This window comes from Stenotrophomonas sp. As-7 (assembly GCF_030291015.1).
Classification (GTDB): Bacteria; Pseudomonadota; Gammaproteobacteria; order Xanthomonadales; family Xanthomonadaceae; genus Stenotrophomonas; species Stenotrophomonas lactitubi.
In genome coordinates, this window is the sequence record NZ_CP127405.1 from 575,733 (window position 1) to 600,628 (window position 24,896).

General features: G+C 67.9%; 26 protein-coding genes and 1 riboswitch. Of the genes, 12 read left to right on the plus strand and 14 right to left on the minus strand.

Going from position 1 to position 24,896, the window contains the following annotated elements; genetic code table 11:
- Positions 1–29 precede the first annotated feature (29 nt).
- A complete protein-coding gene (locus QP457_RS02670) occupies positions 30–323 on the plus strand; it encodes a DUF3247 family protein (RefSeq protein ID WP_180167773.1) in 294 nt (97 codons plus the stop codon).
- Positions 324–408: 85 nt separating this feature from the next.
- On the opposite strand, the gene QP457_RS02675 is transcribed toward QP457_RS02670, so the two are convergent.
- Entirely contained in the window at positions 409–672 is a 264-nt protein-coding gene (locus QP457_RS02675) for a hypothetical protein (protein WP_180167774.1), read from the minus strand.
- Positions 673–827: 155 nt separating this feature from the next.
- Here QP457_RS02675 and QP457_RS02680 point away from each other — a divergent pair, with 155 nt between their 5' ends.
- The 3 genes from QP457_RS02680 to QP457_RS02690 are packed head-to-tail and all read left to right on the plus strand — an operon-like array spanning position 828 to position 3,276.
- The gene (locus QP457_RS02680; RefSeq protein ID WP_205405375.1) at positions 828–1,898 is read left to right on the plus strand and encodes a class I SAM-dependent methyltransferase; all 1,071 of its coding nucleotides are present in this window, start codon (positions 828–830) and stop codon (positions 1,896–1,898) included.
- Positions 1,895–2,596, plus strand: coding sequence for a pseudouridine synthase (locus tag QP457_RS02685; RefSeq protein ID WP_180167776.1), 702 nt, complete (start codon positions 1,895–1,897; stop codon positions 2,594–2,596). The genes QP457_RS02680 and QP457_RS02685 overlap by 4 nt, the downstream gene beginning before the upstream one ends.
- Positions 2,593–3,276, plus strand: coding sequence for an HAD family phosphatase (locus tag QP457_RS02690; RefSeq protein ID WP_205405374.1), 684 nt, complete (start codon positions 2,593–2,595; stop codon positions 3,274–3,276). Before QP457_RS02685 ends, QP457_RS02690 begins: the two co-directional genes overlap by 4 nt.
- Before the next feature lie 120 nt (positions 3,277–3,396).
- Here QP457_RS02690 and fabB read toward each other — a convergent pair whose 3' ends face one another.
- Together fabB and fabA are read right to left on the minus strand one after the other, a co-directional pair.
- Positions 3,397–4,605 (minus strand): beta-ketoacyl-ACP synthase I, encoded by a 1,209-nt coding sequence (fabB, locus tag QP457_RS02695; protein WP_025878419.1) that lies wholly within the window; start codon positions 4,603–4,605, stop codon positions 3,397–3,399.
- Positions 4,605–5,120, minus strand: a complete 516-nt coding sequence (gene fabA, locus QP457_RS02700) for a 3-hydroxyacyl-[acyl-carrier-protein] dehydratase FabA (RefSeq protein ID WP_165376167.1) — start codon at positions 5,118–5,120, stop codon at positions 4,605–4,607. Before fabA ends, fabB begins: the two co-directional genes overlap by 1 nt.
- Positions 5,121–5,311: 191 nt before the next feature.
- On the opposite strand from fabA, the gene dinB reads away from it, so the two are divergent.
- On the plus strand, positions 5,312–6,400 hold the full coding sequence (dinB, locus tag QP457_RS02705) for a DNA polymerase IV (RefSeq protein WP_205405373.1): 1,089 nt from the start codon (positions 5,312–5,314) through the stop codon (positions 6,398–6,400).
- 336 nt (positions 6,401–6,736) lie between these two features.
- Here the strand turns inward: dinB and QP457_RS02710 are convergent, their stop codons facing one another.
- Entirely contained in the window at positions 6,737–7,648 is a 912-nt protein-coding gene (locus QP457_RS02710; protein ID WP_205405372.1) for an MBL fold metallo-hydrolase, read from the minus strand.
- 164 nt (positions 7,649–7,812) lie between these two features.
- Entirely contained in the window at positions 7,813–8,451 is a 639-nt protein-coding gene (locus QP457_RS02715) for an NAD(P)H-binding protein (protein WP_205405371.1), read from the minus strand.
- Between the two features lie 106 nt (positions 8,452–8,557).
- On the opposite strand from QP457_RS02715, the gene QP457_RS02720 reads away from it, so the two are divergent.
- The 3 genes from QP457_RS02720 to gph are packed head-to-tail and all read left to right on the plus strand — an operon-like array spanning position 8,558 to position 10,994.
- Positions 8,558–9,487 carry a LysR family transcriptional regulator gene (locus QP457_RS02720; protein WP_205405370.1) on the plus strand — a complete coding sequence of 310 codons (930 nt, stop codon included), beginning with the start codon at positions 8,558–8,560 and terminating at the stop codon, positions 9,485–9,487.
- The gene (locus tag QP457_RS02725; protein WP_180167782.1) at positions 9,484–10,275 is read left to right on the plus strand and encodes a class I SAM-dependent methyltransferase; all 792 of its coding nucleotides are present in this window, start codon (positions 9,484–9,486) and stop codon (positions 10,273–10,275) included. Before QP457_RS02720 ends, QP457_RS02725 begins: the two co-directional genes overlap by 4 nt.
- A gap of 50 nt (positions 10,276–10,325) precedes the next feature.
- Positions 10,326–10,994: a phosphoglycolate phosphatase gene (gene gph, locus QP457_RS02730; RefSeq protein ID WP_205405401.1), complete on the plus strand. Its 669-nt coding sequence runs from the start codon at positions 10,326–10,328 to the stop codon at positions 10,992–10,994.
- Positions 10,995–11,072: 78 nt separating this feature from the next.
- Here gph and btuB read toward each other — a convergent pair whose 3' ends face one another.
- Complete coding sequence (gene btuB, locus QP457_RS02735) at positions 11,073–12,914, minus strand: TonB-dependent vitamin B12 receptor (protein ID WP_205405369.1); 1,842 nt, start codon at positions 12,912–12,914, stop codon at positions 11,073–11,075.
- A 117-nt stretch (positions 12,915–13,031) separates the two neighbouring features.
- Positions 13,032–13,253, minus strand: a riboswitch (cobalamin riboswitch).
- Between the two features lie 176 nt (positions 13,254–13,429).
- Between btuB and QP457_RS02740 the strand changes: the two genes are divergently transcribed.
- A complete protein-coding gene (locus QP457_RS02740; protein WP_205405368.1) occupies positions 13,430–14,008 on the plus strand; it encodes a histidine phosphatase family protein in 579 nt (192 codons plus the stop codon).
- 84 nt (positions 14,009–14,092) lie between these two features.
- On the opposite strand, the gene QP457_RS02745 is transcribed toward QP457_RS02740, so the two are convergent.
- Complete coding sequence (locus tag QP457_RS02745) at positions 14,093–14,455, minus strand: TfoX/Sxy family protein (protein ID WP_205405367.1); 363 nt, start codon at positions 14,453–14,455, stop codon at positions 14,093–14,095.
- Positions 14,452–14,934 (minus strand): GAF domain-containing protein, encoded by a 483-nt coding sequence (locus QP457_RS02750; protein ID WP_205405366.1) that lies wholly within the window; start codon positions 14,932–14,934, stop codon positions 14,452–14,454. The genes QP457_RS02745 and QP457_RS02750 overlap by 4 nt, the downstream gene beginning before the upstream one ends.
- A 67-nt stretch (positions 14,935–15,001) precedes the next feature.
- Between QP457_RS02750 and bioD the strand changes: the two genes are divergently transcribed.
- A complete protein-coding gene (gene bioD / locus QP457_RS02755; RefSeq protein ID WP_205405365.1) occupies positions 15,002–15,688 on the plus strand; it encodes a dethiobiotin synthase in 687 nt (228 codons plus the stop codon).
- Between the two features lie 82 nt (positions 15,689–15,770).
- Here bioD and QP457_RS02760 read toward each other — a convergent pair whose 3' ends face one another.
- From QP457_RS02760 to msrB, 4 genes are all read right to left on the minus strand, one after another.
- Positions 15,771–17,213, minus strand: coding sequence for a PLP-dependent aminotransferase family protein (locus tag QP457_RS02760; RefSeq protein ID WP_205405364.1), 1,443 nt, complete (start codon positions 17,211–17,213; stop codon positions 15,771–15,773).
- 212 nt (positions 17,214–17,425) lie between these two features.
- Positions 17,426–18,163: a peptide-methionine (S)-S-oxide reductase MsrA gene (gene msrA, locus QP457_RS02765; RefSeq protein WP_205405363.1), complete on the minus strand. Its 738-nt coding sequence runs from the start codon at positions 18,161–18,163 to the stop codon at positions 17,426–17,428.
- Between the two features lie 14 nt (positions 18,164–18,177).
- Positions 18,178–19,941, minus strand: coding sequence for a cytochrome c biogenesis protein DipZ (locus tag QP457_RS02770; RefSeq protein ID WP_205405362.1), 1,764 nt, complete (start codon positions 19,939–19,941; stop codon positions 18,178–18,180).
- A 2-nt stretch (positions 19,942–19,943) separates the two neighbouring features.
- Entirely contained in the window at positions 19,944–20,519 is a 576-nt protein-coding gene (gene msrB / locus QP457_RS02775; RefSeq protein WP_205405361.1) for a peptide-methionine (R)-S-oxide reductase MsrB, read from the minus strand.
- Between the two features lie 144 nt (positions 20,520–20,663).
- Between msrB and QP457_RS02780 the strand changes: the two genes are divergently transcribed.
- Together QP457_RS02780 and QP457_RS02785 are read left to right on the plus strand one after the other, a co-directional pair.
- Positions 20,664–21,383: a response regulator transcription factor gene (locus QP457_RS02780; protein ID WP_025878436.1), complete on the plus strand. Its 720-nt coding sequence runs from the start codon at positions 20,664–20,666 to the stop codon at positions 21,381–21,383.
- On the plus strand, positions 21,380–22,852 hold the full coding sequence (locus QP457_RS02785) for a HAMP domain-containing sensor histidine kinase (protein ID WP_205405360.1): 1,473 nt from the start codon (positions 21,380–21,382) through the stop codon (positions 22,850–22,852). The genes QP457_RS02780 and QP457_RS02785 overlap by 4 nt, the downstream gene beginning before the upstream one ends.
- On the opposite strand, the gene QP457_RS02790 is transcribed toward QP457_RS02785, so the two are convergent.
- Positions 22,849–24,192: an ATP-binding protein gene (locus QP457_RS02790; RefSeq protein ID WP_205405359.1), complete on the minus strand. Its 1,344-nt coding sequence runs from the start codon at positions 24,190–24,192 to the stop codon at positions 22,849–22,851. The genes QP457_RS02785 and QP457_RS02790 overlap by 4 nt on opposite strands.
- Positions 24,189–24,878: a winged helix-turn-helix domain-containing protein gene (locus tag QP457_RS02795; protein WP_099821602.1), complete on the minus strand. Its 690-nt coding sequence runs from the start codon at positions 24,876–24,878 to the stop codon at positions 24,189–24,191. Before QP457_RS02795 ends, QP457_RS02790 begins: the two co-directional genes overlap by 4 nt.
- Between the last annotated feature and the right edge of the window lie 18 nt (positions 24,879–24,896).

Consider the following 24,896-nt stretch of genomic DNA (forward strand, 5'->3'; position numbering starts at 1 on the left):
CCTGCATGCCTGCACGCAGGAGGTTGTCGATGTCCCGTATTGCTCCCCGAATCCATACCGATGCCGCGCAGATCGCGCGCCTGGAAGCCCTGCTGCCGCAGTTGCACGGGGAAACCCAGGTCCAGCTGACCCTGCACGACGGCCGCCGCCTGCTGGGCACGGTTGCGGTGCAGCCGACGCTGCAGCAGTACCGCAATGACGCCGGCGACGAAGGCAGCAACGGCCAGCTGCGGCTGGACGATCTCGATACGCCGGTGCAGCAGCATCACGTGTGGCTGGATGAAATCGCCAGCATCCGCGAGCTGCCGCCCACGGCGCCTTGATCCGATGTAGAGCCGAGCCCATGCTCGGCTGCCGTTTGCGCGGCTGTGCCGCCGCCCGAGCATGGGCTCGGGCGCTACAGGCCTGTCAGTGCTCGAACAGCGTTGCCGTCGCCTCGAACCTGCGCGCATAGGCGCGCTCCTCGGCTACCCGGGTCACTTCCTCGTCGGCCAGATCCGGTGCCCCATACACGGCGTAGGCCACACTTCCATCGGCGCCGTGGCCGACCTGGTGCAGGCGGTAGCGGGAGTGACCACCGCCGGTATCCTCCGGGTAATGGACGGGGGGATGGCTGCCTTCCAGGTCCATTTCACTGTTGTCGACAACACCTCCGACGAACAAGGCACGCATGCAGGATCTCCAGGAGTTGCGGGGAGCTTCTACCCTGAACGCTGGCATGTTGCTGCGGCATCAAGGCAACGTTGAAGTTTCGCAAAGCGGCGGCCGGGGCCGGGCCGGACAAGCCGGTACAATGGACGGCCCTCACGCTTCCAGTACCCGCGCCGATGGCATCCAGCGACGACGCCCCCCTGCAGACCCTGTTCCTGCCGTTCTCCAGCGGCGCCCTGCGCTGGCCGGAGGGGCCGGTGGCCTTCCTGCGCGCCCGTGACGGCTGGCCCCTGCGCGAGCAGGCCGGCGGCCGTGAGGTCGACTGCGAGCAGAGCTTCGCCCCGTTCGCGCAGCCGCTGCAGCAGGCCGCTGGCTGGACCGTCAGCGGCCAGCTGGATGATGCTGCCGGCCACGGCCGTTACCCGCTGGTGCTGGTGCTGCCGCCGCGCCAGCGCGAGGAAGCCCGCGCGTTGTTCGCCCGCGCCTTGGCGCTGGTTGCCGAGGGGGGCCGCATCGTGGCCTGCCAGCACAACAACGAAGGCGCCCGCTCCGGCGAAGGCGACCTCAAGCAGTTGGCCGGCCTCGGCGGCAGCCTGACCAAGAACCACTGCCGCGTGTTCTGGACCGCACCGCTGCAGGGCCAGCATGACGCGGACGTGGCCAAGCGCTGGGGCAGCCTGGACGCGGTGCGGCCGATCGTCGGCGGCCGCTTCCTCAGCCGTCCCGGCGTGTTCGCCTGGGACCGCATCGATCCGGCATCGGCGCTGCTGGCCGAACATCTGCCGGCCGACCTGGCCGGGCGTGCGGCCGACCTCGGTGCCGGCTACGGCTACCTGTCGCGCGAGCTGCTGGAGCGCTGCCCGAAGATCACCGCGCTGGACCTGTACGAGGCCGAGAAGCGCGCGCTGGACCTGGCCGAACTCAACCTCGCGCCGCCACCGCGCCCGGTGCCGCTGCGCTTCCTGTGGCGCGATGTCACCGCCGGCATCGAGCCGGACTACGACGTCATCATCAGCAACCCGCCGTTCCACACGCCCTCGCGTGCGGATCGTCCGGACATCGGCCAGCGCTTCATCGCCGTAGCCGCGCAGGCGCTGCGCCCGGGCGGGCGCCTGTACGTGGTGGCCAACCGCCACTTGCCGTACGAGTACACGCTCAACGAGAGCTTCGGCGCGGTCCGCGTGGTTGCCGAGCGCGATGGCTTCAAGCTGGTCGAGGCAGTGAAGGGCAAGGGGAAGGCCCGGTGAAACTGGTCAAGCTCATCGCCAACCTCGGCTACGGCAGCCGCAAGCAGGTGCAGTGGATGTTCCGCGAAGGGCGCGTCACCGACGCTGACGGCGAGGTGCTGTATGCCGACGACCAGGTGCCGCATGAAGCGGTGCGGGTCGATGGCGAGCCGCTGGACCCGCCGGTGGGCCTGTCGCTGGCGATGTACAAGCCGGCCGGCTACACCTGTTCGACCAAGGACAAGGGCCGCCTGATCTACGACCTGCTGCCGCCGCGCTTCCGCGACCGCGACCCGGTGCTGTCCACCGTCGGCCGCCTGGACCGCGAGACCAGCGGCCTGCTGCTGCTGACCGACGATGGCAACCTGCTGCACCGGATCATTTCGCCGAAGTCGAAGCTGCCCAAGGTCTACGAAGTGGAGCTGGCTGAAGACCTGCGCGGTGACGAGATGGCGCTGTTTGCCAGCGGCACGCTGATGCTGGAAGCGGAGAAGACGCCCCTGCTGCCGGCTGAACTGCAGGTGCTCGGGCCGCGCAAGGCGCGCCTGATACTGCACGAAGGTCGCTACCATCAGGTACGCCGCATGTTCGCTGCCGCAGGCAACCACGTGCAGGCACTGCACCGCAGCCGTGTCGGTGGCCTGGACCTGCAGGGACTGGCCGAAGGGCAATGGCGGCTGCTGACCTCCACCGACCTGGATACGCTGTTCGCTCCATGACCTCCATCGCTGCGCTGCCGTTCCTGCCTGACGCCGTCATCTTCGACATGGACGGCCTGATGATCGACAGCGAGCGTGTGTCGCTTGCATGCTGGAGCGAGGCCGCAGGGGAGTTCGGCCTGCCGCTGGATGCCAACTTCTTCGTGCGCATGGTCGGTCTTGGCGACCGCGACAGCCAAGCGCTGCTGCGCCAGCAGGGGATCGAAGACAGCGTGATCGAGGCGATGGCGGCGCGCTGCCATGATCTGTACGAGGAACGCACGCAGACAGGGTTGCCGCTGCGCCCGGGCATCCTGGAACTGCTTGAGTTGTTGAAGTCGCACGCGGTGCCGCGTGCGGTGGCGACCTCGACCCGGCAACCGCGGGCCAACCGCAAGCTGGCCGCGACCGGGCTGCTGCCGTACTTCGACGCGGTGGTTGCCGGTGGCGACGTGGCGCGGGCCAAGCCGGCACCGGACATCTACCTGCTGGCCGCGCAGCGGCTGGGCAAGGCACCGGAACGCTGCCTGGCGCTGGAGGATTCCCCAGCCGGCACGCGTGCCGCACTGGCTGCGGGCATGACCGTGATCCAGGTGCCGGACCTGGTGCATCCCGATGAAGAACTGCGCGCGCTGGGCCACCGCATCGTCGGCTCGCTGGTCGACGCGCACGCGCTGCTGCTGCCGCTGTTGCCAAGGTAGCTGCCAACCTTGGTTGGCACTGAGCCGAGCATGGGCTCGGCTCTACATCCATGGCAACCGCTCTGGTAGGTGCCAACCCCAAACCCGGTGGGTGCCAACCTTGGTTGGCACGCTTTGCGATCACACCCTGCCGAACACCAGCGCCGCGTTGGTGCCACCGAAGCCGAAGCTGTTGGACATCACCGTGTCCAGCTTCTGCTCGCGGCTTTCGCGCAGGATCGGGAAGCCTTCCACCCTCGGGTCCAGCTCACCGATGTTGGCCGAGCCGGCCACGAAGCCGTCGCGCATCATCAGCAGGCAGTAGATCGCTTCATGCACGCTGGCAGCGCCCAGCGAATGGCCCGACAGCGCCTTGGTCGAGGACAGCGGCGGAATCGCATCGCCGAACACCTCGCGGATCGCACCCAGCTCGGTCACATCGCCCAGCGGGGTCGAGGTGCCGTGGGTGTTGAGGTAATCCAGCGGACGATCGACGTTCTGCAGCGCCATCTTCATGCAGCGCACGGCGCCTTCGCCGGACGGGGCGACCATGTCGGCGCCATCGGAGGTCACGCCATAACCGATCAGCTCGGCATGGATGTGCGCGCCACGTGCCACGGCGTGGTCGTAATCCTCCAGCACCAGCATGCCGCCACCACCGGCAATGACGAAGCCATCGCGGTCCTTGTCATACGGGCGCGAGGCGCTGGCGGGGGTGTCGTTGAAGCTGGTGGACAGTGCACCCATCGCATCGAACATCACGCTCATCGACCAGTGCAGGTCTTCACCGCCGCCGGCGAACATGATGTCCTGCGCGCCGTGACGGATGAGGTCGGCAGCCGCGCCGATGCAGTGTGCGGAGGTCGCGCAGGCGGCCGACAGCGAGTAGCTGACGCCCTTGATCTGGAACGCGGTGGCCAGGCACGCCGACACGGTCGAGCACATCGTGCGCGGCACCATGTACGGACCGACCTTGCGCACGCCACGGCTGCGCAGCAGATCGACCGCACCCACCTGCCATTCGCTGGAGCCACCGCCGGAACCGGCGATCAGGCCGGTGCGCAGGCCACTGACCTGCTCCGGGGTCAGCCCCGCATCGGTGATGGCATCGGCCATCGCCAGGTAGGCGAAGGCGGCGGCATCGCTCATGAAGCGCTTCTGCTTGCGGTCGATCAGCGCGTCCAGGTCGAGGTCGACACGACCGCCGACCTGGCTGCGCAGGCCGGCTTCGGCGTGGTCGGCCAGCGCGGTGATGCCGGCGCGGCTCTCGCGCAGGGCGGCCGAAACGGTATCCAGATCATTGCCGAGGCAGGACGTGATGCCCATGCCGGTGATGACGACGCGACGCATCAGAAGCTCCCGGTTTCAGTGAACAGGCCCACGCGCAGGTCGCGGGCGTTGTAGATCTCGCGGTCGTCCACGTACATGCGCGCGTCGGACTGGGCCATCACCAGCTTGCGGTTGATGACGCGACTGATGTCGATCTCGTAGCGCACCAGCTTGGCATCGGGCAGCACCTGGCCGGTGAACTTCACTTCGCCGCAGCCCAGGGCGCGGCCCTTGCCGGGCGCACCCAGCCAGGTGAGGAAGAAGCCGGTCAGCTGCCACATGGCATCCAGGCCCAGGCAGCCGGGCATCACCGGGTCGCCGATGAAGTGGCAGCCGAAGAACCACAGGTCCGGGCGGATATCCAGTTCGGCGCGTACCATGCCCTTGCCATGCGGTCCGCCGTCCTCGCGGATGTCGGTGATGCGGTCGAACATCAGCATCGGGTCGTTGGGCAACCGGCCGGCGGCAGCGCCGAACAGTTCACCGCGTGCGCTGGCCAGCAGCTGGTCGCGGTTGAACGCGTGGAGACGAGTCATGGAAAGCGCAATCCTGGAAGCGAAAACAAGGCAACGAGTTCCCGAGGATGCACGACGGATCAGGCGGATATCAAACCGCCTCTCCGTACGCGTGCGTAGTGTTTTCAGCTGAAACCACGCATCCCGTTGATGCACAACGACCATACTTCGGCGTCTGGACGGGTACGGTGCAGGTATCATGTGGGCCAACCATGAACGCACTGCGCAAGATCATCCACGTCGACATGGACGCCTTCTACGCGTCGGTGGAGCAGCGCGACGATCCGTCACTGCGCGGCAAGCCGGTGGTGGTGGCATGGCGCGGCGCGCGTTCAGTGGTGTGCGCCGCCTCGTACGAGGCGCGCGTGTTCGGCGTGCGTTCGGCGATGCCGGCCCTGCGCGCCGAGCGCCTGTGCCCGGATGCGATCTTCGTGCCGCCGGACTTCGCACGTTACAAGGCGGTGTCGCGCCACGTGCGCGAGATCTTCCTGCGCCATACCGATCTGGTCGAGCCGTTGTCTCTGGATGAGGCCTATCTGGATGTCACGGTGCCGAAGAGTGACATCGTGCTGGCCACCGACATCGCCCGCACCATCCGCGCGCAGATCCGCGAGGAAACCCACCTGACTGCTTCCGCCGGGATCGCGCCGAACAAGTTCCTGGCCAAGATCGCCTCGGACTGGCGCAAGCCTGACGGCCAGTTCGTGATTCCGCCGCAGCGGGTGGACGCATTCCTGCTGCCGCTGCCGGTGAACCGCGTGCCCGGCGTCGGCAAGGTGATGGAAGGCAAACTGGCAGCGCGCGGCATCGTCACCTGCGGCGACCTGCGGCAGTGGACGCTGCCGGACCTGGAAGAAGCCTTCGGCAGCTTCGGCCGCAGCCTGTACAACCGCGCACGCGGTGTCGACGAGCGGCCGGTGGAGCCTGACCAGCAGGTGCAGTCGATCTCCTCCGAAGACACCTTCGCCGAGGACCTGTTGCTGGAAGACCTCGCTGAAGCGATCGTGCAGCTGGCCGAGAAGACCTGGCATGCCACGCGCAAGACCGAACGCATCGGCCACACCGTGGTGCTGAAACTGAAGACCGCGCAGTTCCGCCTCCTTACCCGCAGCTTCACCCCGGAACGCCCGCCGGAATCGATGGCCGAACTGCGCGACATCGCGCTGTCACTGCGCGCCCGCGTCGACCTGCCCGCCGACACCCGCTACCGCCTGGTCGGCGTCGGCCTCGGCGGCTTCCGCGAAAAAGAGCCGGTGGTGCAGGGCGAATTGTTCGAGCACACCCAGACCGATCGTCCCTGATCGTTCATCCACGCATGTCTGGATCTGCGTGTCGACCAAGGTCGACACCTACCAAGGGCAGGACATGCCATCCAGACAGGTTGCGAAGACATGCCATCCAGACAGATTGCGGAAATCTGTCGAAGGCGGGGTGGGTCCGGTTGCGGGGGTGTCCGCGGCATGGATGCCGCGGCCAAGCCCCCAGGGACGGGTTTACGGCGTCCCCCGCAACCGGACCCACCCCGCCAACCCACGGAATGCCCGCTTTTGCTTTTGCTTTTGCTGTTGCCGTTGCCGTTGCCGTTGCCGTCGATTCGGCAGGTGCAGGGCGCAGCCCTGCAAAAGAAAACCCCTACCTTACGGCCACTGCATCTCGCCCTTGGCCACCTTCGCACTCAACTCCAGCGACGTCACGCCCGCCAGCTTCGGATAGCGCGCCTGCATCGCCTTCACCAACGCCGCACTGTCCTTGGCCTTGGCCGTTTCAACATCGAAGGCGCGGATGTAATCCGCCGTGAAGCGCAGCGCACTGGCATCCAGTGCCGCACCCTCCGCGTAATGACCGGGCACCACCACCTTCGGCTTCAACGCCTGCAGCTGCTGCAGCGTGCGCAGCCAATCGGCATGCGACTGCGGCGTCTGCGTGTCGGCCATCCACACATGCTCGCCGGCCACCACCGGAATGCCACCGACGATCGCGCGCAGTGACGGCACCCACAGCACGCTGCGGTCCGGCGTCGGTCCATCCAGGCCGATCAACAGCAGGCGCTGGCCTTCCAGCTGCAGTGCATCGCCTTCCAGTACCGCTGGCACCACGATGCGTGCGGGAGCGTCGGCGCCCATCTTCGGCCCCCAGTACGCCAGCTTGCCGGCCTGGGATTCACGGATATGCGCCACGGTCTGCGCGGTGGCGACGATGCGCGCCTGCGGGAACGCGTCCTGCACGGTGGCCAGGCCGAAGTAATAGTCCGGATCGCCATGGCTGATGTAGATGGTGGTCAGCTGCTTGCCGCTGGCGCGGATCTGCTCGACCAGCCGACGCGCATCGCCGGCAGCGAACTGCGCGTTGACCAGGATCGCATCGTTGCGCCCTTCGATCAGCACCGAGGACACCGAGAACATCGCCTGCGGGCCGGGATGGAAGGTCTGCAGGCGCAGCTGGGATTTCGCAGCGCTGGCAGGCGCAGGCGCGGCCGGTGCGGCCAGCAGCGGGGTGCTGGCGAAGCTGGCAGCCAGCGCGAGGGGAAGCAGCAGGGCAGCGGTACGCATTGGGAATTCCTCGTGTAGAGCCGAGCCATGCTCGGCTGCATGTTTGCGTTGAGTCGAGCGTGGGCTATGCCGGGCGTCCTTGCCCGGCCTCCTGCGGGCCGTCGCAAGCGACGTTGGCAACGGCTCCTGCCGTTGCCTTCGGCTCTACAGAACAAGCGTGTCGATCAATATGCGGCAGTGATGATCTGCTTCGGGTACTTGCGCGCTTCCAGTTCGGCGACGAACGCGGCGCCGTAGTCGGCGTAGCTGATGCGGCTGTGGCCGCTGGCATCGGCGAGGAAGGCCTTGGGCTGCACGCGATACTGCCCACGCTCTTCACCCGGGCCGATTTCGGCCGCCGGCGAGAAGAAGGTCCAGTCCAGGTCATCCACTGCCTGCAGGCGGTTGAAGGCTTCACGGTGGGCCAGCGCGTAGGGCTTGTAGGCCTCCGGGAAGGTGGGGGTGTCGACCAGCTGCACGCCGGGGGCGACTTCCAGGCTGCCGGCACCACCGACCACCACCAGGCGCGGCACGTTGGCCTTGCGGGCGGCGTTGGCCAGCTGTGCGGCAACCTCGCCGACGCGACCGATGTCGTCGCCCGGGCGCGGGCCGTAGGCGCTGGCCAGCACGTCGTGGCCGGTGATGGCGGCGACCAGGGCGTCCTGGTCATCCAGCGAGGCGATGACCGGATGGGCGCCTGCCAGCTCGGCCGGCAGGTCCTGCGCGCTGCGCACGATGACGGTCAGTTGATGGCCGTTGGCCAGCGCGTGGCGGGCGATCTGGCGGCCGATGTTGCCGGTGGCACCGACGAGGGCGATCTTCATGGCAGGACTCCGTGGGGGTGGTGGCTGGGAATGGGGCCACTGTAGGCCGCTGCAGTCGCTCGAAAAACAACGTATAACGCGCTTGTTTGTTGCATGGATCGAGCAGATGGACCGATTGACCGCCATGACCGTATTCGTCGAAGTTGCCGAGCGCGGCAGCCTGACCGCCGCCGCCGAGGTGCTGGACATGTCGCGGGCGATGGTCAGCCGCTACCTGGCCGAGGTGGAGGGCTGGCTGGGCGCGCGGCTGCTGCACCGGACCACGCGGCGGGTCAGCCTGACCGGGGCCGGTGAAGCCGCGCTGGCGCGTTTCCGGCAGATGCTGGCAATCGGCGAGGAACTGCAGGGCGAGCTGGCCAGCGACGATCCCGAGCCACACGGAACGCTGCGCATCACCGCCAGCGTGTCGTTCGGGCAGAGCCATCTGGCGCGCGCAGTGGCCGCCTTCGTGCAGCGTCATCCGGCCGCACGCATCGAACTGCTGCTGGTCGACCGCACGGTCAACCTGGTGGAGGAGCGCGTCGACCTGGCGGTGCGCATCGCGCGGCAGATCGATCCCAGCCTGATCGCACGTCGCTTGGCGATCTGCCGCTCGGTGCTGTGCGCGACGCCGGCCTATCTGCAGGCACGTGGCACGCCGACTGCCCCCGAACATCTCGCCGCGCACAACTGCCTGACCCATCACTACGTCGGCAAGAGCCTATGGCAGCTGCATCGCGAAGGGCGTTCGTTGTCGGTTGCGGTGGGCGGCAACATCAGTGCCAATGAAGCATCGCTGCTGCTGGAGGCCGTGCGCGCCAATGCCGGCATCGCCATGTTGCCGACCTATCAGGTCGCACCGTTGCTGCGCAGTGGTGAGCTGATCGAACTGCTGCCCGAGTACAGCCTGGACGAGCTGGGCATTCATGCGGTGTACGCCTCGCGCCGGCAACAGCCCGTTATCATGCGGCGATTCCTGGATTTCCTCGCCGAGTGCTTCGCCAGCCCGGCCTTCCAGGATCTGGACCGGCGCCCTTCGGGCAAGGAGAACACATGAACCAGGGACAGGCGTTGATCGACCACAACCGTGCTGCCTGGGACCGCCAGGCCAGCGAGGTGCGCGAGTGGTCGCGACCGGTGGATGCCGAAACGATTGCCGCCGCACGCGAGGGACGCTGGCAGGTACACCTGACGCCGCGTGCGTTGCCGCTGGATTGGCTGGGCGATGTGCGTGGCAGGCGCATCCTGTGCCTGGCCTCGGCCGGTGGCCAACAGGCACCCGTGCTTGCCGCGGCAGGCGCCGAGGTGACCGTGTTCGATCTTTCCGACGGGCAGCTGGCGCAGGACCGCGCCGTCGCCGACCGCGACGGTCTGTCGCTGCGCACCGTGCAGGGTGACATGCGTGATCTGCAGGCCTTTGCCAGCGACAGCTTCGACGTGGTGTTCCATCCCATATCGAACCTGTACGTGCCCGACGTGCGTCCGGTGTGGGCCGAGTGCCGCCGGGTGCTGGCACGCGATGGCCTGCTGATGGCCAGCTTCTACAATCCGGTGGTGTTCGTTGCTGCGCGTGATGCACAGCTGAGCGAGCAGGGCCTGATCCGCCCGCAGTACGCGATTCCCTATTCCGACCTGGAAGACCTGGAGCCCGCCGCGCGCGAGGCCAAGCTGGCCCGTGGCGAAGCGCTGACATTCGGCCACAGCCTGGGGGATCTGATAGCAGGGCAGCTGGAGGCCGGGTTCGTCATCGACCGCTTCATGGAAGACTGGCAGCCGCAGCCGCGCTTCCTGATCGACCGTTACCTGCCGACCTTCCTGGCCACCCGCGCACGCCGGATCGGCTGAAGACGCGGGCGTACAATGGACGGCCCCACGTTGCACGAGTGAGCCGTCCCTTGTCGTATCCCTATCCGCTGGTCGTGTTCGACCTCGATGGCACGCTGGTCGACAGCGCCGCCGATATCGCCGAAGCACTGAACCGCACGCTGGAAGACATCGGCCTGGCGCGCGTACCCGAAGCCACCGTGCTGGGCTGGATCGGCGACGGCGTGCGCCGGCTGGTCGAACAGGCCGTGCAGGCCGCCGGGCGTCAGATCGATCTGGCAGCGGTGATGCCGACTTTCATGGTCCACTACCGCGAATGCCTGCTGCGCAGCCCGCAGCTGTTTGATGGCGTGGTCGAAGCGCTGGCGCAACTGCGCGCATTGAACGTACCGCTGGCCATCTGCACCAATAAGCCGGCCGCGCTGGTGCCGCCGTTGCTGCAGCATCTGGGCATCGCCGAGGCCTTCGCGCTGGTGCTGGGCGGTGATTCGCTGCCGCAGCGCAAGCCCAGCGGCGAGCCGTTGCGGCATATCGCCGCGCATTTCGAACTGCCCGTTGATGCTTGCCTGATGGTGGGCGACTCGCTTACCGATTACCGCGCCGCCGAAGACGCCGGCATGCCGATCGCCCTGGTGCGTTACGGCTATCCGCGCGGACTGGACCTGGACAACGCGCACGCTGTCGCGGTGATCGACGATCTGCGTGAACTGCCGGGATTGGCTGCGGTATCGGCGATCTGACCCGCCGGTAGCGCCGGGCCATGCCCGGCGGCCCTTCGATCTGGCGCCCCGACGCCGGGCATGGCCCGGCGCTACCACTTACCTGGGCTGGTAACGCACGCTCAGCTGATACTCGCGGCCTGGCTGGTTGAACCACGCCACGGTCTCGTACTCGCGGTCGAACACATTGGCCACCCGCGCCAGCACCGACCATGCCGGGGTCAGCGCGTACTCGGCGCGCAGATCCAGCGTGCCGTAGCCGCCGACCTTCACCGCGTTGGCGGCATCGTCGTAGCGCTTGCCCGCGCCCTGTACGGTCAGGCCGGTGCGGAAGTCGCCGAAGCGGCGGTCGATGTCCAGGCGCGCGGTCTGCTGCGCACGGCGTGCCAGCCAGTTGTCGAACTGCGCGCTGCCGTTGGTGCGGTTGCGCGGGTCGGTGAAACTCAGCTGCGCGTTGATGTCGAAGCCGGCCACGGTGGCGCCGCCGGTCAGTTCGGCACCGCGGATGCGTGCCTTTTCGACCTGCTGCATGCGGAAGGTGGCCGCGTCGTAGGTGATCAGGTCATCGATGCGGGTTTCGTACACGTCCAGGCCCCAGCGCCAGCCCTGGCCCTGCTGCGAGATGCCGAGGTTGGCACTCTTGGACTTCTCCGGGTCCAGCGTCGGCACGCCGCTCCACGGGTCGTACAGGTCGCTGAAGGTCGGTGCCTTGAACGCGGTGCCGTAGCTGGCGTTGACGCGCAGGCCGTGGCCCAGCTCCATCGCCCAGCCGAGGCTGCCGGTGGCATGGTTGCCGAACTGCTGGTTGTCATCATTGCGTGCGCTGGCCTGCAGCTGGTGACGGCCGAAGCGCGCCTGGTACTGCAGGAACACGCCGGTGTTGCGACGGCTGTCGACCAGGTAACCGGCGCTGCTGCCATCCAGGTTGTCCTCGCTCCAGTCCACGCCGGCGCTGAGCAGCTGGCCTTCGGCCACACCGATGTCGGCCTGCAGCGAGGCGCTGTCGCGGTGCGTCTGTGCGCTGCCGCGTGCACCAAAATCGCCGAAGTTGTCGGACTCGTTGTCGCTGCGGCCGACATTGGCAGTCAGCGTCAGCTGCTCGGACGGGGTGTAGCGCACCTTGCCGGCCAGCACCTGCTGGCGGGTCTCGGAGTAGTTGTAGTAGCCGTCGTAGTGGTTCTTGCCGTCGGCGCGCAGGGCGCTGCCTTCCACGGTCCACTGGTCGCTCAGGTTATAGCCACCGCGCAGGCTCTTGGACAGGTTGCGGTAGCCGTCGCGGTCGGGTTCATCGGCGAAGCAGCCGGCAAACAGCGTGGCCGAGCCACGGCAGGCATCGATGCCGTCCGAATGCTGGTAGGCGATGTCGGCGCCGAACCAGCCGCGTTCGGTGCCACCGCCGATGCCGCCACTGGCTTCACGCAGGCCGTTGCTGCCGCCGCCCAGCTGGAAGTGCGGAGCGAAGTCGCCCTGGTTGCGGCGGGTGAAGATCTGGATCACGCCACCGATGGCGTCGGCACCGTACAGGCTGGACTGCGGGCCGCGCACGATTTCCACGCGCTCGATCTGCGCCAGCGGCAGATCCTGGTACATCGCCAGGCCGAGGTCGGCGCTGTTGATGCGCACGCCATCAACCAGCACCACGGTATGCGAGGAGTTGGTGCCACGCAGGAACAGCGAGCTCTGCTTGCCCAGGCCACCGGCATTGGTCAGGTTGATGCCGGCGCGGCCCTGCAGCAGTTCCTGCAGCGAGGTGGCCTGGCTGGATTCGATCTGCGCACGGTCGATCACCTGCGCAGGCGCAATGCTGTCCTGCAGGGCGATCGGCGTGCGGGTGGCGGTGACCAGCACCTGATCGAGGTCGGCGGCGCGATCTTCGGCCAAGGCCAGCGCAGGAAGAGCGGCCAGCACGGCCAGGGACAGCATTCGGGACTGCAGTTTCATCGGGGGGACTCCAGGTGCCGCGCACGCCCGCGCAGCGAAGGGGAGAAGTCACAACAGGCAGGCACGCGCCGATGCCGTGGCCACCGCCACAGACATCCAGCGCCATGCCCACCGCATCGCGACCTGAGGCTTCCGGGCCGGTCTCCGGGCTCGCCGCCGGGTGGCCCGAGGCCACCGTCCAGGCGCCTTCCCATGCCTGCGGCACAGTGGCGGGTTGCCTGGAACTGACGTGCTTACCGTTGCGGGGGCAGCGCCGGCCTGGCGTGTTGTCACGCGTCACCGGCTTCCCGTTTCAACCTGCCGGCAGGGCCGCAGGTCACCTGGAAGTGCGCGCAGTCTACGGCATCGCGGCCGGCCCGTAGCGCCGCACCTGCGCGGTTGATCAGGTGCGTATGTGCCTGCACGGTGCAGCAGACCTGCGCCAGCGCCTAGAATGCAGCTCGAATTATCGTGGTGCCGTTGCCGATGTCCGTCTGTTTTCCGCTGTTCCCGCGCCGCCCTGACTGGGCACGCGCATGATCCTCGACCTGGTCCGCCATGCCGGCAACGGTCGCGATGAGTTCCTCGATGGCCGCAGCGATCCGCCGCAGCTGGCCCGCCTGCCGCAGGAGCTGGTCGATGCCTATGCCGGGCAGTCGTGGGAACGGGTGATCAGTTCGCCGCGCCTGCGTTCGCTGCATACGGCGATGGCACTGGCCACACCGCGCGCGCTGGACGTGGAGGCGGACGAGGAGTGGGAAGAGCTGGATTTCGGCGACTGGGATGGCCAATCGCTGTTCGACCTGCCGGAAGACGCGTTGGCCGCCTTCCACGCCGATCCGCACGCGTTTCCGCCACCGCATGGCGAAAGCTGGGGCCATTTCGAACGGCGCATCGCACGCGCACTGGATCGACTGCTGGATGACGACGACCCGCCGCCGACGGTCGTGGTCAGCCACGGCGGCCCGCTGCGCATGGTGCTTTCGCAGGTATGTGGCCTGCCGATGTCGCTGTGCTGGGCGCTGCGCATCGACCACGGCACCCGCCTGCGCGTGTGGGTCGAGCGCGGTGAAGCAGGGCTGGTGGGCGAGCTGCTGGAGCTGCAGCAGCCCTGACGAATCCGGTAGCGCCGGGCCATGCCCGCCGGATTCCACATCACCCGCGCTACGCGCTCGCCGGGCATGGCCCGGCGCTACCGATCAATCCTCGTCGGTGCTTTCGGCCGTGCCTTCTTCGCCGTCGTCCTCGGCGTCGAAGCGCTGCTCGTGCACCGGGCCTGATGCCGGACCTGCCGCCTTCAGCGGATGCACGGCGATACGCGCTTCGTAGTCCTGCACCAGCGCGGTGCGCTGCGCTTCGCTCAGTTCCTGCCAGTGGCAATCCAGCAGCGCACCTTCCAGCGAATACAGCAGGTTGAGGCTGGGCTTGAAGCCGGCACGCTTGACCTTGACGAAGGCGCCGACGGCACCGATGGCAACCAGATCCTCGCGGCTGCGCAGGCCCACCTGGCGCAGCCATGCCGCACTCTTCGGGCCGATGTTGCGCAGCTTGACCGCGCTCACGCCAACGCCCCGACGAACACCTGGGCGATGGCTTCCAGGCCGGCCTGGTCCTCAGCATCGAAGCGGCCGACGACCGGGCTGTCGATATCGAACACGCCGATCAGCTCCTCACCCCGCACCAATGGCACCACCAGCTCCGAGCGCGATGCAGCATCGCAGGCGATATGGCCGGGGAACGCCTCCACGTCTTCGATGCGCTGGGTCACGCGCTGGCTGGCGGCCGCACCGCACACGCCCTTGTCCAGCGGAATGCGCACGCAGGCCGGCAGGCCCTGGAACGGACCGACCACCAGTTCCTTGCCGTCATACAGGTAGAAGCCCACCCAGTTCAGGTCGGGCAGGGCGTGGTAGACCAGTGCAGCGAGGTTGGCCGCATTGGCGATGCGGTCGGACTCTCCGTAGACCAGGCCACGGGCCTGTTCCAGCAGCTGGGCGTATTGTTCCGGCTTGCTGCCGGTGAGCGAGGCGTTGGCGAACATGGCCGCAGTCTAGCAAGCGTGCCGGGCCAGCGATAATGCAGGCTCTGTTGCCCTGCTGGAGCCTGTGATGTCCCTGCCTGCCACGTTGCCGACGGCCCTGTTCGTCACCGGCACCGATACCGAGATCGGCAAGACCGCCGCCAGTACCGCGCTGCTGCATGCGCTGCGCCGGCGCGGCCTGCGTGCGGTAGGCATGAAGCCAGTGGCCAGCGGCAGCCACGATCTGGGGCAGGGGCTGCGCAACGACGACGCGCTGGCACTGCAGGCCGCCAGCCTGCCGGTGCCGGACTATGCCGATCTGAACCCCTACGCATTGCGCCAGCCGTTGGCGCCGGAGCTGGCGGCGGCAGAAGATGGCGTGCGCATCGAACTGTCCCCGATCGTGGCGGCCTTCGAACGCCTGCGCGCACAGGCCGACGTGGTGGTGGTGGAGGGCGTGGGCGGCTGGCTGGCGCCGCTGTCGGCACAGCTGGACCAGCTTGACCTGGTGCGTGCGCTGCGGCTGCCGGTGGTGCTGGTGGTCGGCATGCGCCTGGGTTGTGTCAACCACGCGCGGTTGACCGCGCAATCGCTGCAGGCCAGCGGCGTGGACTGCCTGGGCTGGATCGGCAACCACATCGATCCGTCGATGCAGCGCCAGGATGAGAATTTCGCGACCCTGCAGCAGCGCCTGCCGATGCCCTGCTGGGGACGGCTGCCGCATCTGCCGGAAGCCGGTGGCGAAGCATTGAGCACACACCTGCACGACGCGTGAGGGTAGCGCAGGGCCATGCCCGGCGAGCGCTCAGCGCGGTAGGCAGAGAAGCCGCCGGGCATGGCCCGGCGCTACCAATCCATCAGCCCGCCACCAGCTCCCGCGCGATCGCACCTAACCGTTCTACCGCACCGATGAAGCGCGCGTCCAGGGTCTGGCAGCACGACAACCGCAGGCAATGCCGGTACCGCGCGCCACGCGAATACACCTGGCCCGGCATGAACACGATGTCCTCTGCCAGTGCGCGCTCGAACAGTTCACGGGTGTCCACGCCCGGCAACTCCAGCCACAGCAGGAACCCGCCCTGCGGCTCGGTCGCGCAGGTTCCGGCCGGGAAATGTTCGGCGACCAGTTGCCGCAGGCGACCGACCTGTTCGCGGTACAACCGGCGCATGCGATGCAGGTGGTGCTCGTAACTGCCTGCTTCCAGGTAGGCGGCCACCGCATCACCGAGCAGCTGCGGTTCGCCGCCGGTGGACTGGAACTTGAGCAGCGCGATGCGTTCGGCAAAGCGTCCGCCATCGAGCCAGCCGATCCGGTAGTCCGGTGCCAGCGTCTTCGAAAAGCCACCGACCACCATCACCCAACCATCGCGGTCGAACGCCTTCAGCAAGGGGGCCGGCGGCTCGCAGAACTGCAGTTCGGCATACACCGCATCTTCGATCAGCGGCAGCTGGCGTGCGTTGACCAGCTCGGCCAAGCGTTGCTTGTCGGCGATCGGCATCGTACAGCCCAGAGGGTTGTGTACGGTCGGCATCACCACCAGCGCCGCCACCGGTGTGCGCTCCAGCAGTGCTTCCAGCGCATCCACGTCCAGGCCGCGCTGCGGATGGGTGGGTAGTTCGATCGGTTGCAGGCCGAGCGTGGTCAGCAGGGGGTACAGGTTGAAGTACGAGGGCGCCTCGATGCCGACGGCATCACCGGCCTGGGTGACCGCGCGCAGGGCCAGCTGCAGTGCCTCCATCGCGCCATGGGTCAGCAGCAGGCGCTCGGCATGGGTATGCAGGCCCAGCCGGGGCCCACGCCGCACGATCTGCGCCAGCAGGCGCTGCGAACCGTTGGGGCGGGCATAGGTCTCCACGGTCTGCTGGCCATGTCGCAGCACCTGTGCGGTATGCCTTGCCAGCTGCGCGCCAGGGTAGAACTGCCGTCCGCGTGGGCCGGCAAAGGCCAGGTCGACCACGCCGGGGCGGCGCTGTGCTTCCAGCACGCGCGCCATCAGCACCTGCTGCAGCGGCGCAGTGGGTGCTGACGGTGCATCGCGCAGCGATCGCTGCGGCGCCGACAGTCGCGGCGCGACTTCGAATCCGGCCTTCGGCCGTGGAATGACCAGTCCGGCGTCTTCCAGCTGGCGATAGGCCGCAATCACGGTGTTCAGGCTGAGCTGGCGCTGCGAAGCCATCTGCCGCAGCGACGGCAACCGGCTGCCGACCGGCAGGCGCCCGCCGTGGATGGCTTCAGCCAGCTCGTCCGACAGCCGCTGGTAGCGGGGTGGGATCATCGTGGTGGTGTCTTCTGTATCCATCGACTCGACCCGCATCTGGTCCTGTACCCATGATGCCGACGAGCCTAGCATGTCGTTGTCGGCCGGGCCTGATCGGGGCCAGGTCGATACTTCCCAAGCGCACGGCCCTGTGGCCGTGCGTCTTTTTCTGTTGTGTGTAGAGCAGAGCGCATGCTCGGCTGCTCTTCCGCCAACAGCAGCCGAGCATGGGCTCGGCTCTACAGAAGAGGGGGTCACCGCATCGGTACCAGCGCCGGATCGCGCCGGTACAACGCCGGGAACTGCTTGCCCAGCGCGGCCAGCTTGGGCGCGTCGTAATAGCGGATGTACGCGGCCTGCGGGTAGTTGCTCATGTAGTTCTGGTGGTAGCTCTCGGCGGGGTAGAAGCGCTGTCCACTGCCCACCTGGGTAACGATCGGCGCGCGGTAGCTGCCGGCCTGGCCGAGCTGGCCGATGTAGGCGCGGCTTGCTGCCAGCTGGCGCGTGTCATCGACGAAGATCGCCGAGCGGTACTGGCTGCCGTGATCGGGTCCCTGGCGGTTGAGCTGGGTCGGGTCGTGCACCACCGAGAAGAACACCTGCATCAGCTGCCCATAGCTGACCTGGCGCGGGTCGTAGTCCACCTTCACCGCTTCGGCGTGGCCCGTGCGGCCACCGCTGACGTGCTCATAGCGGGCATCGGTGGCACTGCCTCCGATGTAACCGGACACCGCGTTGCTCACCCCTTTGACGTGCTGGAACACGCCCTGCACGCCCCAGAAACACCCGCCGGCAAAGACCACGCTGGCATGGCTGGCGTCATCGCGGAACGCCGCGTCGCCGCTGGGCGCAGGCAGCGCCTGCACCTGTGCCGTGGGCTCGGCCGCTGCGGCCACCGCACCGCGGTCCACCAGCAGCACACCGGCGACCAGCGCGGTGGCGACCAGGCCGGCGACGCCGGCGGCAATGCCCTGTTCGAAGGAGAGTTTCATCGTGTGCTCCCGGTTCAACCGAAGGTGAAGGCGTAGGCCTGCACGCCTGCGTCGAGGAATTCGATCTCGAAACGATGCGGACCGATCGTGCCGCGTTGGCGGATCAGCTGGTACAGGCGGTGCTCGTTGACGGTGCCGGTGCCATCGGCCGCCACGTCGGCGCCGGCATCGGCCGCGGGCAGTGGCTTGCCATCAAGCAGCACGCGGAAGCGCACCGGCGTTCCGTCCTCGCCCGGTGCCAGCACCAGATGCAGGTCGCGGGCATGGAACTGGAAGGCGATGCGGCCGCCGGCCTGCTGCAGCTGTCCCGCTTCATCGTCGACCCGCCACTGCCCGGACAGGCCCCATTGGTTCAGCGCCAGGGTGGACGGCAGCGTATAGCCGAAGGCTGTGTCGGCGCGCTGCCCGCCCGGTGAGGCGAACTGCTCGGCACGTGCGTGGCCCAGGTAGGTTTCCGGCGAGCGCAGGTTGCCCATGTCGGCCTGCGTGGCTACGCCCTGCAGGTCGGCCGCAGCGGGGTCTGCAGGCGGTGGCAGGTCGGTCTGCCCGGCTTCCACCAGCAGGCGGCGGATCACCTGTTCGGAGTGCGCGTAGTTGCCCTCGCCGAACTGATGGCCGCGGATGTTGCCCTGCGCGTCGATGAAGTAGTGCGCCGGCCAGTAGCGGTTGTTGAACGCGCGCCAGATCGAATACTGGTTGTCGAGCGCGACCGGATACTCGACCTTCAGCTGCTGCACGGCCTTCATCACGTTGCGCGGGTCGCGCTCGAACGCGAACTCCGGCGTATGCACACCGACCACCACCAGGCCATGGTCGCGGTAACGCTGCGCCCACTCGTGAACGAACGGCATCGCGCGCAGGCAGTTGATGCAGGAGTAGGTCCAGAAATCGATCAGCACCACCTTGCCGCGCAGCTGCTCCGCACTCAGCGGTGGGCTGTTGAGCCAGCCGGTGGCGCCGCTCAGCGAAGGCAGCGTGCCTTCCACTGGCAGCGGCGCGTCTGCCTGCCCGGCCGCCATCATCATCATCGGCGGTGCTGCCGGCTGCGCATCGGGAACAGCATCCAGCAGGCCCTGTTCGATGCGCGCGGTGCTGACCGCAGACAGGCGGGTCAGCAGGCCGGTGTCCCAGCCCAGGCCGATCGCCACCACCGCCAGCAGCGCGGCCACACCCAGCACCCGGCGCACCACATTACCCAGCCCGAGCCGGGCCTGCAGGGCACGGAACACGCGGCCGCCCACCCACACCGCCAGCGCCAGCGCGGTGACTGCGCCCAGCGCGTAGGCCAGCAGCAGCGAACTGGTGCCGACGCTGGCACCGTTCAGGGCGGCGCCGGTCAGCACCAGGCCGAGAATCGGACCGGCGCAGGGTGCCCACAGCAGGCCGGTGGCGATGCCGATCAGCAGCGAAGTCCCGGCGCCGCCACGGCCGGCCGCATCCGCGGCGTCGGCACGCGCGCTCAGCCGCGCACCGATGCGCTGGAACGGCGCCAGCAGATGGTCGGCCAGTGTCGGCCACAGCAGAGCGATGGCGAACACGGCCATCAGCACCAGCGCCACCCAGCGGCCGATCTGGTTGGCCTGCGCCACCCACTGGCTGCCGACCGCGGCCAGGCTGGCAACCACGGTGAAGGTCAGCGCCATGCCCAGCAGCAACGGCAGGGTGCTGCGCAGGAAAGGACGATCGGCGCGTGCGAACACGAACGGCAGCACCGGCAGGATGCACGGGCTGAGCAGGGTCAGCACGCCCCCGAGATAGGCAAGCAGCAACAGCAGCATCATCACGCTCCCGAAGTGGGGGAAGAACCCAGCGGCACGCGCCAGCCGCCAGCGGCGTCCTGTTGTGCAGCCCCAGGAATGAACGCCATCGCCGCGCCGTTCATGCAGTAGCGCAGTCCGGTCGGACGCGGGCCGTCGTTGAACACATGGCCGAGGTGGCCGCCACAACGACGGCAATGTGCCTCCACCCGCAACATGCCGAAGGTGGTGTCACGGTCTTCGCCGATGGCGTTGTGCAGCGGCGCCCAGAAGCTGGGCCAGCCGGTGTGGCTCTCGAACTTGGTGGACGACGAGAACAGCGGCAGCGCACAGCCGGCGCAGGCGAATGTCCCCTGCCGGTGTTCCTTGTTCAGCGGGCTGCTCCAGGGGCGTTCGGTGGCCTGCTGGCGCAGCACGGCATACTGCGCCGGGCTCAGCAGCCGACGCCACTCGGCATCGCTGCGGGCCACCTCGAACTGTCGCGAAGGCCGTGCCTCGGCAGCGGCGGGGGCAGCGCGGCTGCACGCGCCCAGGCCCAGCAGGCCGGCGGCGGTGACAGCACCGCCCAGGCCCAGCAGATGGCGGCGGGTGAGGGACATGGTGGACTCCGGGAAGGGGCGACAGGGTCATGCTGCGCCCCCTCCGGTCAACGAATCCTCACGCAGGATTCAATTTTTCGTGAGGTATCCACGCCGCTCCCGCGCCACAATGCGGGCAGCCTCCCCACTGGCCCGAACCTGCCGATGTCCGCCAAACGTGTCCTGATCGTTGAAGACGATGCCCATATCGCCGACCTGCTGCGCATGCACCTCGGTGATGAGGGCTATGAAGTCGCGCACGCCGCCAGCGGCGATGCCGGCCTGCGCCTGATCGAACAGGAAGGCCCGTGGGATGCGCTGGTGCTGGATGTGATGCTGCCGGGCGTGGATGGCCTGCAGGTCTGCCAGCGTGCACGCGCGATGGCGCGCTATGTGCCGATCATCATCATCAGTGCGCGCGGCAGCGAAACCCAGCGCATCGTCGGCCTGGAACTGGGCGCGGACGACTACCTGGCCAAGCCCTTCTCGATGCCGGAGCTGGTGGCACGCGTGCGTGCGCTGCTGCGCCGCGCTGAAGCCATGGCACAGAACGCGCGCATCGATGCCGGGGCGATCGAACTCGGTGGGCTGCGCCTGGACCCGGTCGCGCGCACCGCCGCCGTCGATGGCAATGCACTGGAACTGACACCGCGTGAGTTCGAACTGCTGCTGTTCTTCGCCCGCCACCCGGACCAGGTCTTTGCGCGGATGGAACTGCTCAACCAGGTCTGGGGCTATCAGCACGATGGCTACGAGCACACGGTCAACACCCACATCAACCGCCTGCGCAGCAAGATCGAAACCGACCCGGGCAACCCACGGCGTCTGCTGACGGTATGGGGGCGCGGCTACAAGCTGGTCGACCCGGCCGGGGCGGCAGCATGATCAAGCCGAACCTGTGGCAGAAACTGGCGCTGGTGATGTCAGCGCTGATGCTGACGTGCTGCATGGCGCTGCTGGCCTTGCAGATGCGCACCAATACCCGGCATGAGCAGGAAGTGGTGCAGCGCCTGTCGCTGGGGTTGGCCGAGCACATCGCACAGCGCAGTGAGCTGATGGACACCAGCGGCATGCGCGATGCGGCGGTACGCGCCTTGTTCGGCCAGCTGATGGCGGTCAACCCCAGTGTCGAGGTGTACCTGCTGGACGACCAGGGCCGCATCCTCGGCCACGATGCGCCCAGCGGCCACCTGATGCGCAGCCAGGTGGACGTGGCACCGCTGCGGCGCCTGCTGTCCGGCGCGGCGCTGCCGATCCTCGGTGACGATCCGCGCAGCACGGATGGTCGCAAGGTGTTCAGTGTCGCGCCGCTGGTGGTGCAGGGGCGGCAGGCCGGCTACGTGTACGTGGTGCTGGTGGGCGAACACCGGCAGATGCTGGCCGATGATCTGGCCGCCGGCAGTCAATGGCACACCACGCTGTGGTCGGTGCTGTTGATAGGCGGGCTGGGGCTGCTTGCCGGCCTGGTGGCCTTCTATTGGGTGACCCGACCGCTGCGTCAGGTCACCCGGCGCATACAGGCCTTCGACATCGACGCACCGACGCCGCTGCCCGCGCCGGTACCGCTGCGCGCGGGTGAGCGCGATGAACTGAAGATCCTCGAACATGCCCATGCACAGATGGCACAGCGGCTGGGCGAGCAGTGGCAGCAGCTGCGCCAGCAGGACCTGCAGCGCCGCGAACTGGTGGCCAACATCTCGCACGACCTGCGTACGCCGTTGTCCTCGCTGCACGGTTACCTGGAAACGCTTGCGCTGAAGGAAGCCACGCTGTCGCCGCAGGAGCGTCGTCGCTATCTCGGTATCGCGCTGGCGCAGAGTGCCAAGGTCGGCCGTCTTGCCCGTGCACTGTTCGAACTGGCACGGCTGGAACACGGCGAAGTGCGGCTGGAGTGGGAAGTATTCGCGCTGCCGGAACTGCTGCAGGACGTGCTGCAGAAATTCGAACTGGCCGCGCAGGCACGCGGGCAGCGCCTGCATGCTGACTTCCCGCCGGGCCTGCCGCTGGTACGCGCCGATCTCGGCCTTGTGGAGCGCGTACTGACCAACCTGCTCGACAACGCGCTGCGACATGCGCCGGACGGTGGCCGCGTGCAGGTGCAGCTGTCGGCGCTGCCCGACAGTGTGCAGGTGGCGGTGCAGGACGATGGCCCCGGAGTGCCGACAGCGCTGCGTGGGCAACTGTTCCAGGCACCAGCGGCACTGGGGGCGCGGCGTGGCGAAAACGGCGGGCTCGGCCTGCTGATCGTGCAGCGCATCGTGCAGTTGCATGGCCGGCGCATCGAGCTGCGCGACAGCGAGCAGGGTGCGCTGTTCGTGTTCGCCTTGCCACGCGCGGATGCGGAGACGAACTAGACGGCTTCTGCCGGCGGCGCCACGCCGCTTTCCATCGGCAGCAGCAGCCGGATGCAGGCACCACCGAGCGCAGAATCGGCCACTTCCACGTGGCCACGATGCTTGTCCGCCACCACCTGCACCAGCGCCAGCCCCAGCCCGAAACCCGGGCTGGCCTGGTCCAGCCGCACGTAGGGCTGCAACACCTGGCTGCGCAATTCGACGGCGATGCCGGGGCCGTCGTCCTCCACCTGCAGGCACAGCCATCCCTCGTTGAGCGTGCTGACGATGCGGATCTGCCGGCGCGCATAGCGCAGCGCGTTGCCCAGCAGGTTGCGCAGCGCCAGTTCCAGCATGTGCCGGTTGACGTTGACCAGCCCTGCCGGCGACAGGTCCAGCTGCACCGGTATCGTCAATGGCGCGAACTGGTCGACCACCCCGCGTACCAGCGCGGCCAGCTGCAGGCGCTGGCGGGTGAGCTGATGGCAGCGCCCGAGTGCCGCATATTCAACGCCGGCGTCGGTCAGGTGCTGCAGCCGGTCCACATCGATGCGCAGCCCGGACAGTGCATCGCGCTGGGCGTCATCCAGTCCGGTTTCTTCCAGGTCCGCAAGGCCGAAGCGCATCCGTGCCAGCGGCGTGCGTACTTCGTGCGCCACCGCCTGGGCCAGCACGCGCTGGCTTTCCAGCAGCAACTGCAGCTGTTCGGCCATGTGGTTGAACGCCTTGGCCAACGGCCGCACCAGCGCGGTACCGGCGCGCGGCGCACGGCTGTCGAGCTGGCCATCGCGCATCCGTCGCGCGGTCTGCGCCAGCTGCGAGACATCGCGCCACAGCCGGTAGACCATCACGTACATCGGCAGGGCCACCGCCACCATCAGGATCAGCAGGATGATGGCCACGCCGGAGGCCTCGCTGTCCTGCCAGCCTTCCTCGGGCAGGGCCTGGTCCAACGGTCCCAGGATCAGCGCACTGCTGCTGTTGCCGACGCGCTGCAGGCTGCGCATGCTGTCCAGCTCGATCTGCACGTGTCCGTTGAGCAAGCCCTTGCGCTGTTTCGCCGGCAGTATCGCGGCAGCCTCGGTCAGCGGCATCAGCTGCAGCGGATAGGCGAAATCGCTGTCCAGCTGTTGTGCGAGGGCTGGCCACTGCGCCGGCGGCGTTTCGGCGAAGCGATGTTGCAGCATCGCATGTGGGCCGCGCATTTCCGCCTGCAGGCTGGCCTCGGTGCGATCTTCCAGCAGGGCATCCCAGGCCCACAACCCGGCGACGATCAGCAGAAGGTGGACGACCAGGAAGCCGATGCCGTAGCGCAGGAAGTGGAAGGCGTGGCCACGCATGGCCGAAGATGGGTGCTTCATCCCCATGCCGATCGGCTGAACAGGTAACCACGGCCGCGCACGGTCTTGATCCGCTCGGGCTGTTCCGGGTTGTCGCCCAGCTTGCGCCGCAGGCGCGAGATGCGCGCATCGATCGAGCGGTCCAGGCCATCGAAGGCGATGCCGCGCAGGCCGCGCAGCAGCGCATCGCGGTCGAGGATCTGGCCCGCGTTGCCGGCCAGCAGGAACAGCAGGTCGAATTCGGCGGTGGTCAGTTCCAGCAGGCGGCCCTGCAGATGCACGTTGCGCGTGGACGGGTCGATGCTCAGTTCACCGAAACGCAGCGCTTCATCGCGTGGCTCGACCCGACGGTGGCGGCGCAGATGGGCGCGCAGCCGGGCCAGCAACACCCGCGGTTCGATCGGCTTGCCGATGTAGTCGTCGGCGCCCAGTTCCAGCCCCAGCACCTGGTCGATGTTGTCGGTACGGGCGCTCAGCACGCAGATGATCCCGTCATAGTGAGGCCGGATCTGCCGACACACTTCGAAACCATCCTGGCCCGGCAGGCCGATGTCGAGCAGGACCAGCGCCGGCTTTTCGCTCAGGATCCGGGCGATCGCGCGCTGGCCACAGCGCTCATGGGCGACCTGGTAACCGTGGCGCTGCAGGTAGTCGCTGACCATCGTGCCCAGCCGAGCGTCGTCTTCAACCAGTACGATATCCAGCATTTACAAGGCCTCCGGGGC

Bases quoted from the DNA above. Each gene is read 5' to 3' on its own strand.
- QP457_RS02670 (WP_180167773.1), top strand. From the start codon at position 30: ATGTCCCGTATTGCTCCCCGAATCCATACCGATGCCGCGCAGATCGCG.
- QP457_RS02675 (WP_180167774.1), bottom strand. From the start codon at position 672: ATGCGTGCCTTGTTCGTCGGAGGTGTTGTCGACAACAGTGAAATGGAC.
- QP457_RS02680 (WP_205405375.1), top strand. From the start codon at position 828: ATGGCATCCAGCGACGACGCCCCCCTGCAGACCCTGTTCCTGCCGTTC.
- QP457_RS02690 (WP_205405374.1), top strand. From the start codon at position 2,593: ATGACCTCCATCGCTGCGCTGCCGTTCCTGCCTGACGCCGTCATCTTC.
- fabB (WP_025878419.1), bottom strand. From the start codon at position 4,605: ATGCGTCGCGTCGTCATCACCGGCATGGGCATCACGTCCTGCCTCGGC.
- fabA (WP_165376167.1), bottom strand. From the start codon at position 5,120: ATGACTCGTCTCCACGCGTTCAACCGCGACCAGCTGCTGGCCAGCGCA.
- dinB (WP_205405373.1), top strand. From the start codon at position 5,312: ATGAACGCACTGCGCAAGATCATCCACGTCGACATGGACGCCTTCTAC.
- QP457_RS02710 (WP_205405372.1), bottom strand. From the start codon at position 7,648: ATGCGTACCGCTGCCCTGCTGCTTCCCCTCGCGCTGGCTGCCAGCTTC.
- QP457_RS02715 (WP_205405371.1), bottom strand. From the start codon at position 8,451: ATGAAGATCGCCCTCGTCGGTGCCACCGGCAACATCGGCCGCCAGATC.
- QP457_RS02720 (WP_205405370.1), top strand. From the start codon at position 8,558: ATGGACCGATTGACCGCCATGACCGTATTCGTCGAAGTTGCCGAGCGC.
- QP457_RS02725 (WP_180167782.1), top strand. From the start codon at position 9,484: ATGAACCAGGGACAGGCGTTGATCGACCACAACCGTGCTGCCTGGGAC.
- btuB (WP_205405369.1), bottom strand. From the start codon at position 12,914: ATGAAACTGCAGTCCCGAATGCTGTCCCTGGCCGTGCTGGCCGCTCTT.
- QP457_RS02740 (WP_205405368.1), top strand. From the start codon at position 13,430: ATGATCCTCGACCTGGTCCGCCATGCCGGCAACGGTCGCGATGAGTTC.
- QP457_RS02750 (WP_205405366.1), bottom strand. From the start codon at position 14,934: ATGTTCGCCAACGCCTCGCTCACCGGCAGCAAGCCGGAACAATACGCC.
- bioD (WP_205405365.1), top strand. From the start codon at position 15,002: ATGTCCCTGCCTGCCACGTTGCCGACGGCCCTGTTCGTCACCGGCACC.
- QP457_RS02760 (WP_205405364.1), bottom strand. From the start codon at position 17,213: ATGGATACAGAAGACACCACCACGATGATCCCACCCCGCTACCAGCGG.
- msrA (WP_205405363.1), bottom strand. From the start codon at position 18,163: ATGAAACTCTCCTTCGAACAGGGCATTGCCGCCGGCGTCGCCGGCCTG.
- QP457_RS02770 (WP_205405362.1), bottom strand. From the start codon at position 19,941: ATGCTGCTGTTGCTGCTTGCCTATCTCGGGGGCGTGCTGACCCTGCTC.
- msrB (WP_205405361.1), bottom strand. From the start codon at position 20,519: ATGTCCCTCACCCGCCGCCATCTGCTGGGCCTGGGCGGTGCTGTCACC.
- QP457_RS02780 (WP_025878436.1), top strand. From the start codon at position 20,664: ATGTCCGCCAAACGTGTCCTGATCGTTGAAGACGATGCCCATATCGCC.
- QP457_RS02785 (WP_205405360.1), top strand. From the start codon at position 21,380: ATGATCAAGCCGAACCTGTGGCAGAAACTGGCGCTGGTGATGTCAGCG.
- QP457_RS02790 (WP_205405359.1), bottom strand. From the start codon at position 24,192: ATGAAGCACCCATCTTCGGCCATGCGTGGCCACGCCTTCCACTTCCTG.
- QP457_RS02795 (WP_099821602.1), bottom strand. From the start codon at position 24,878: ATGCTGGATATCGTACTGGTTGAAGACGACGCTCGGCTGGGCACGATG.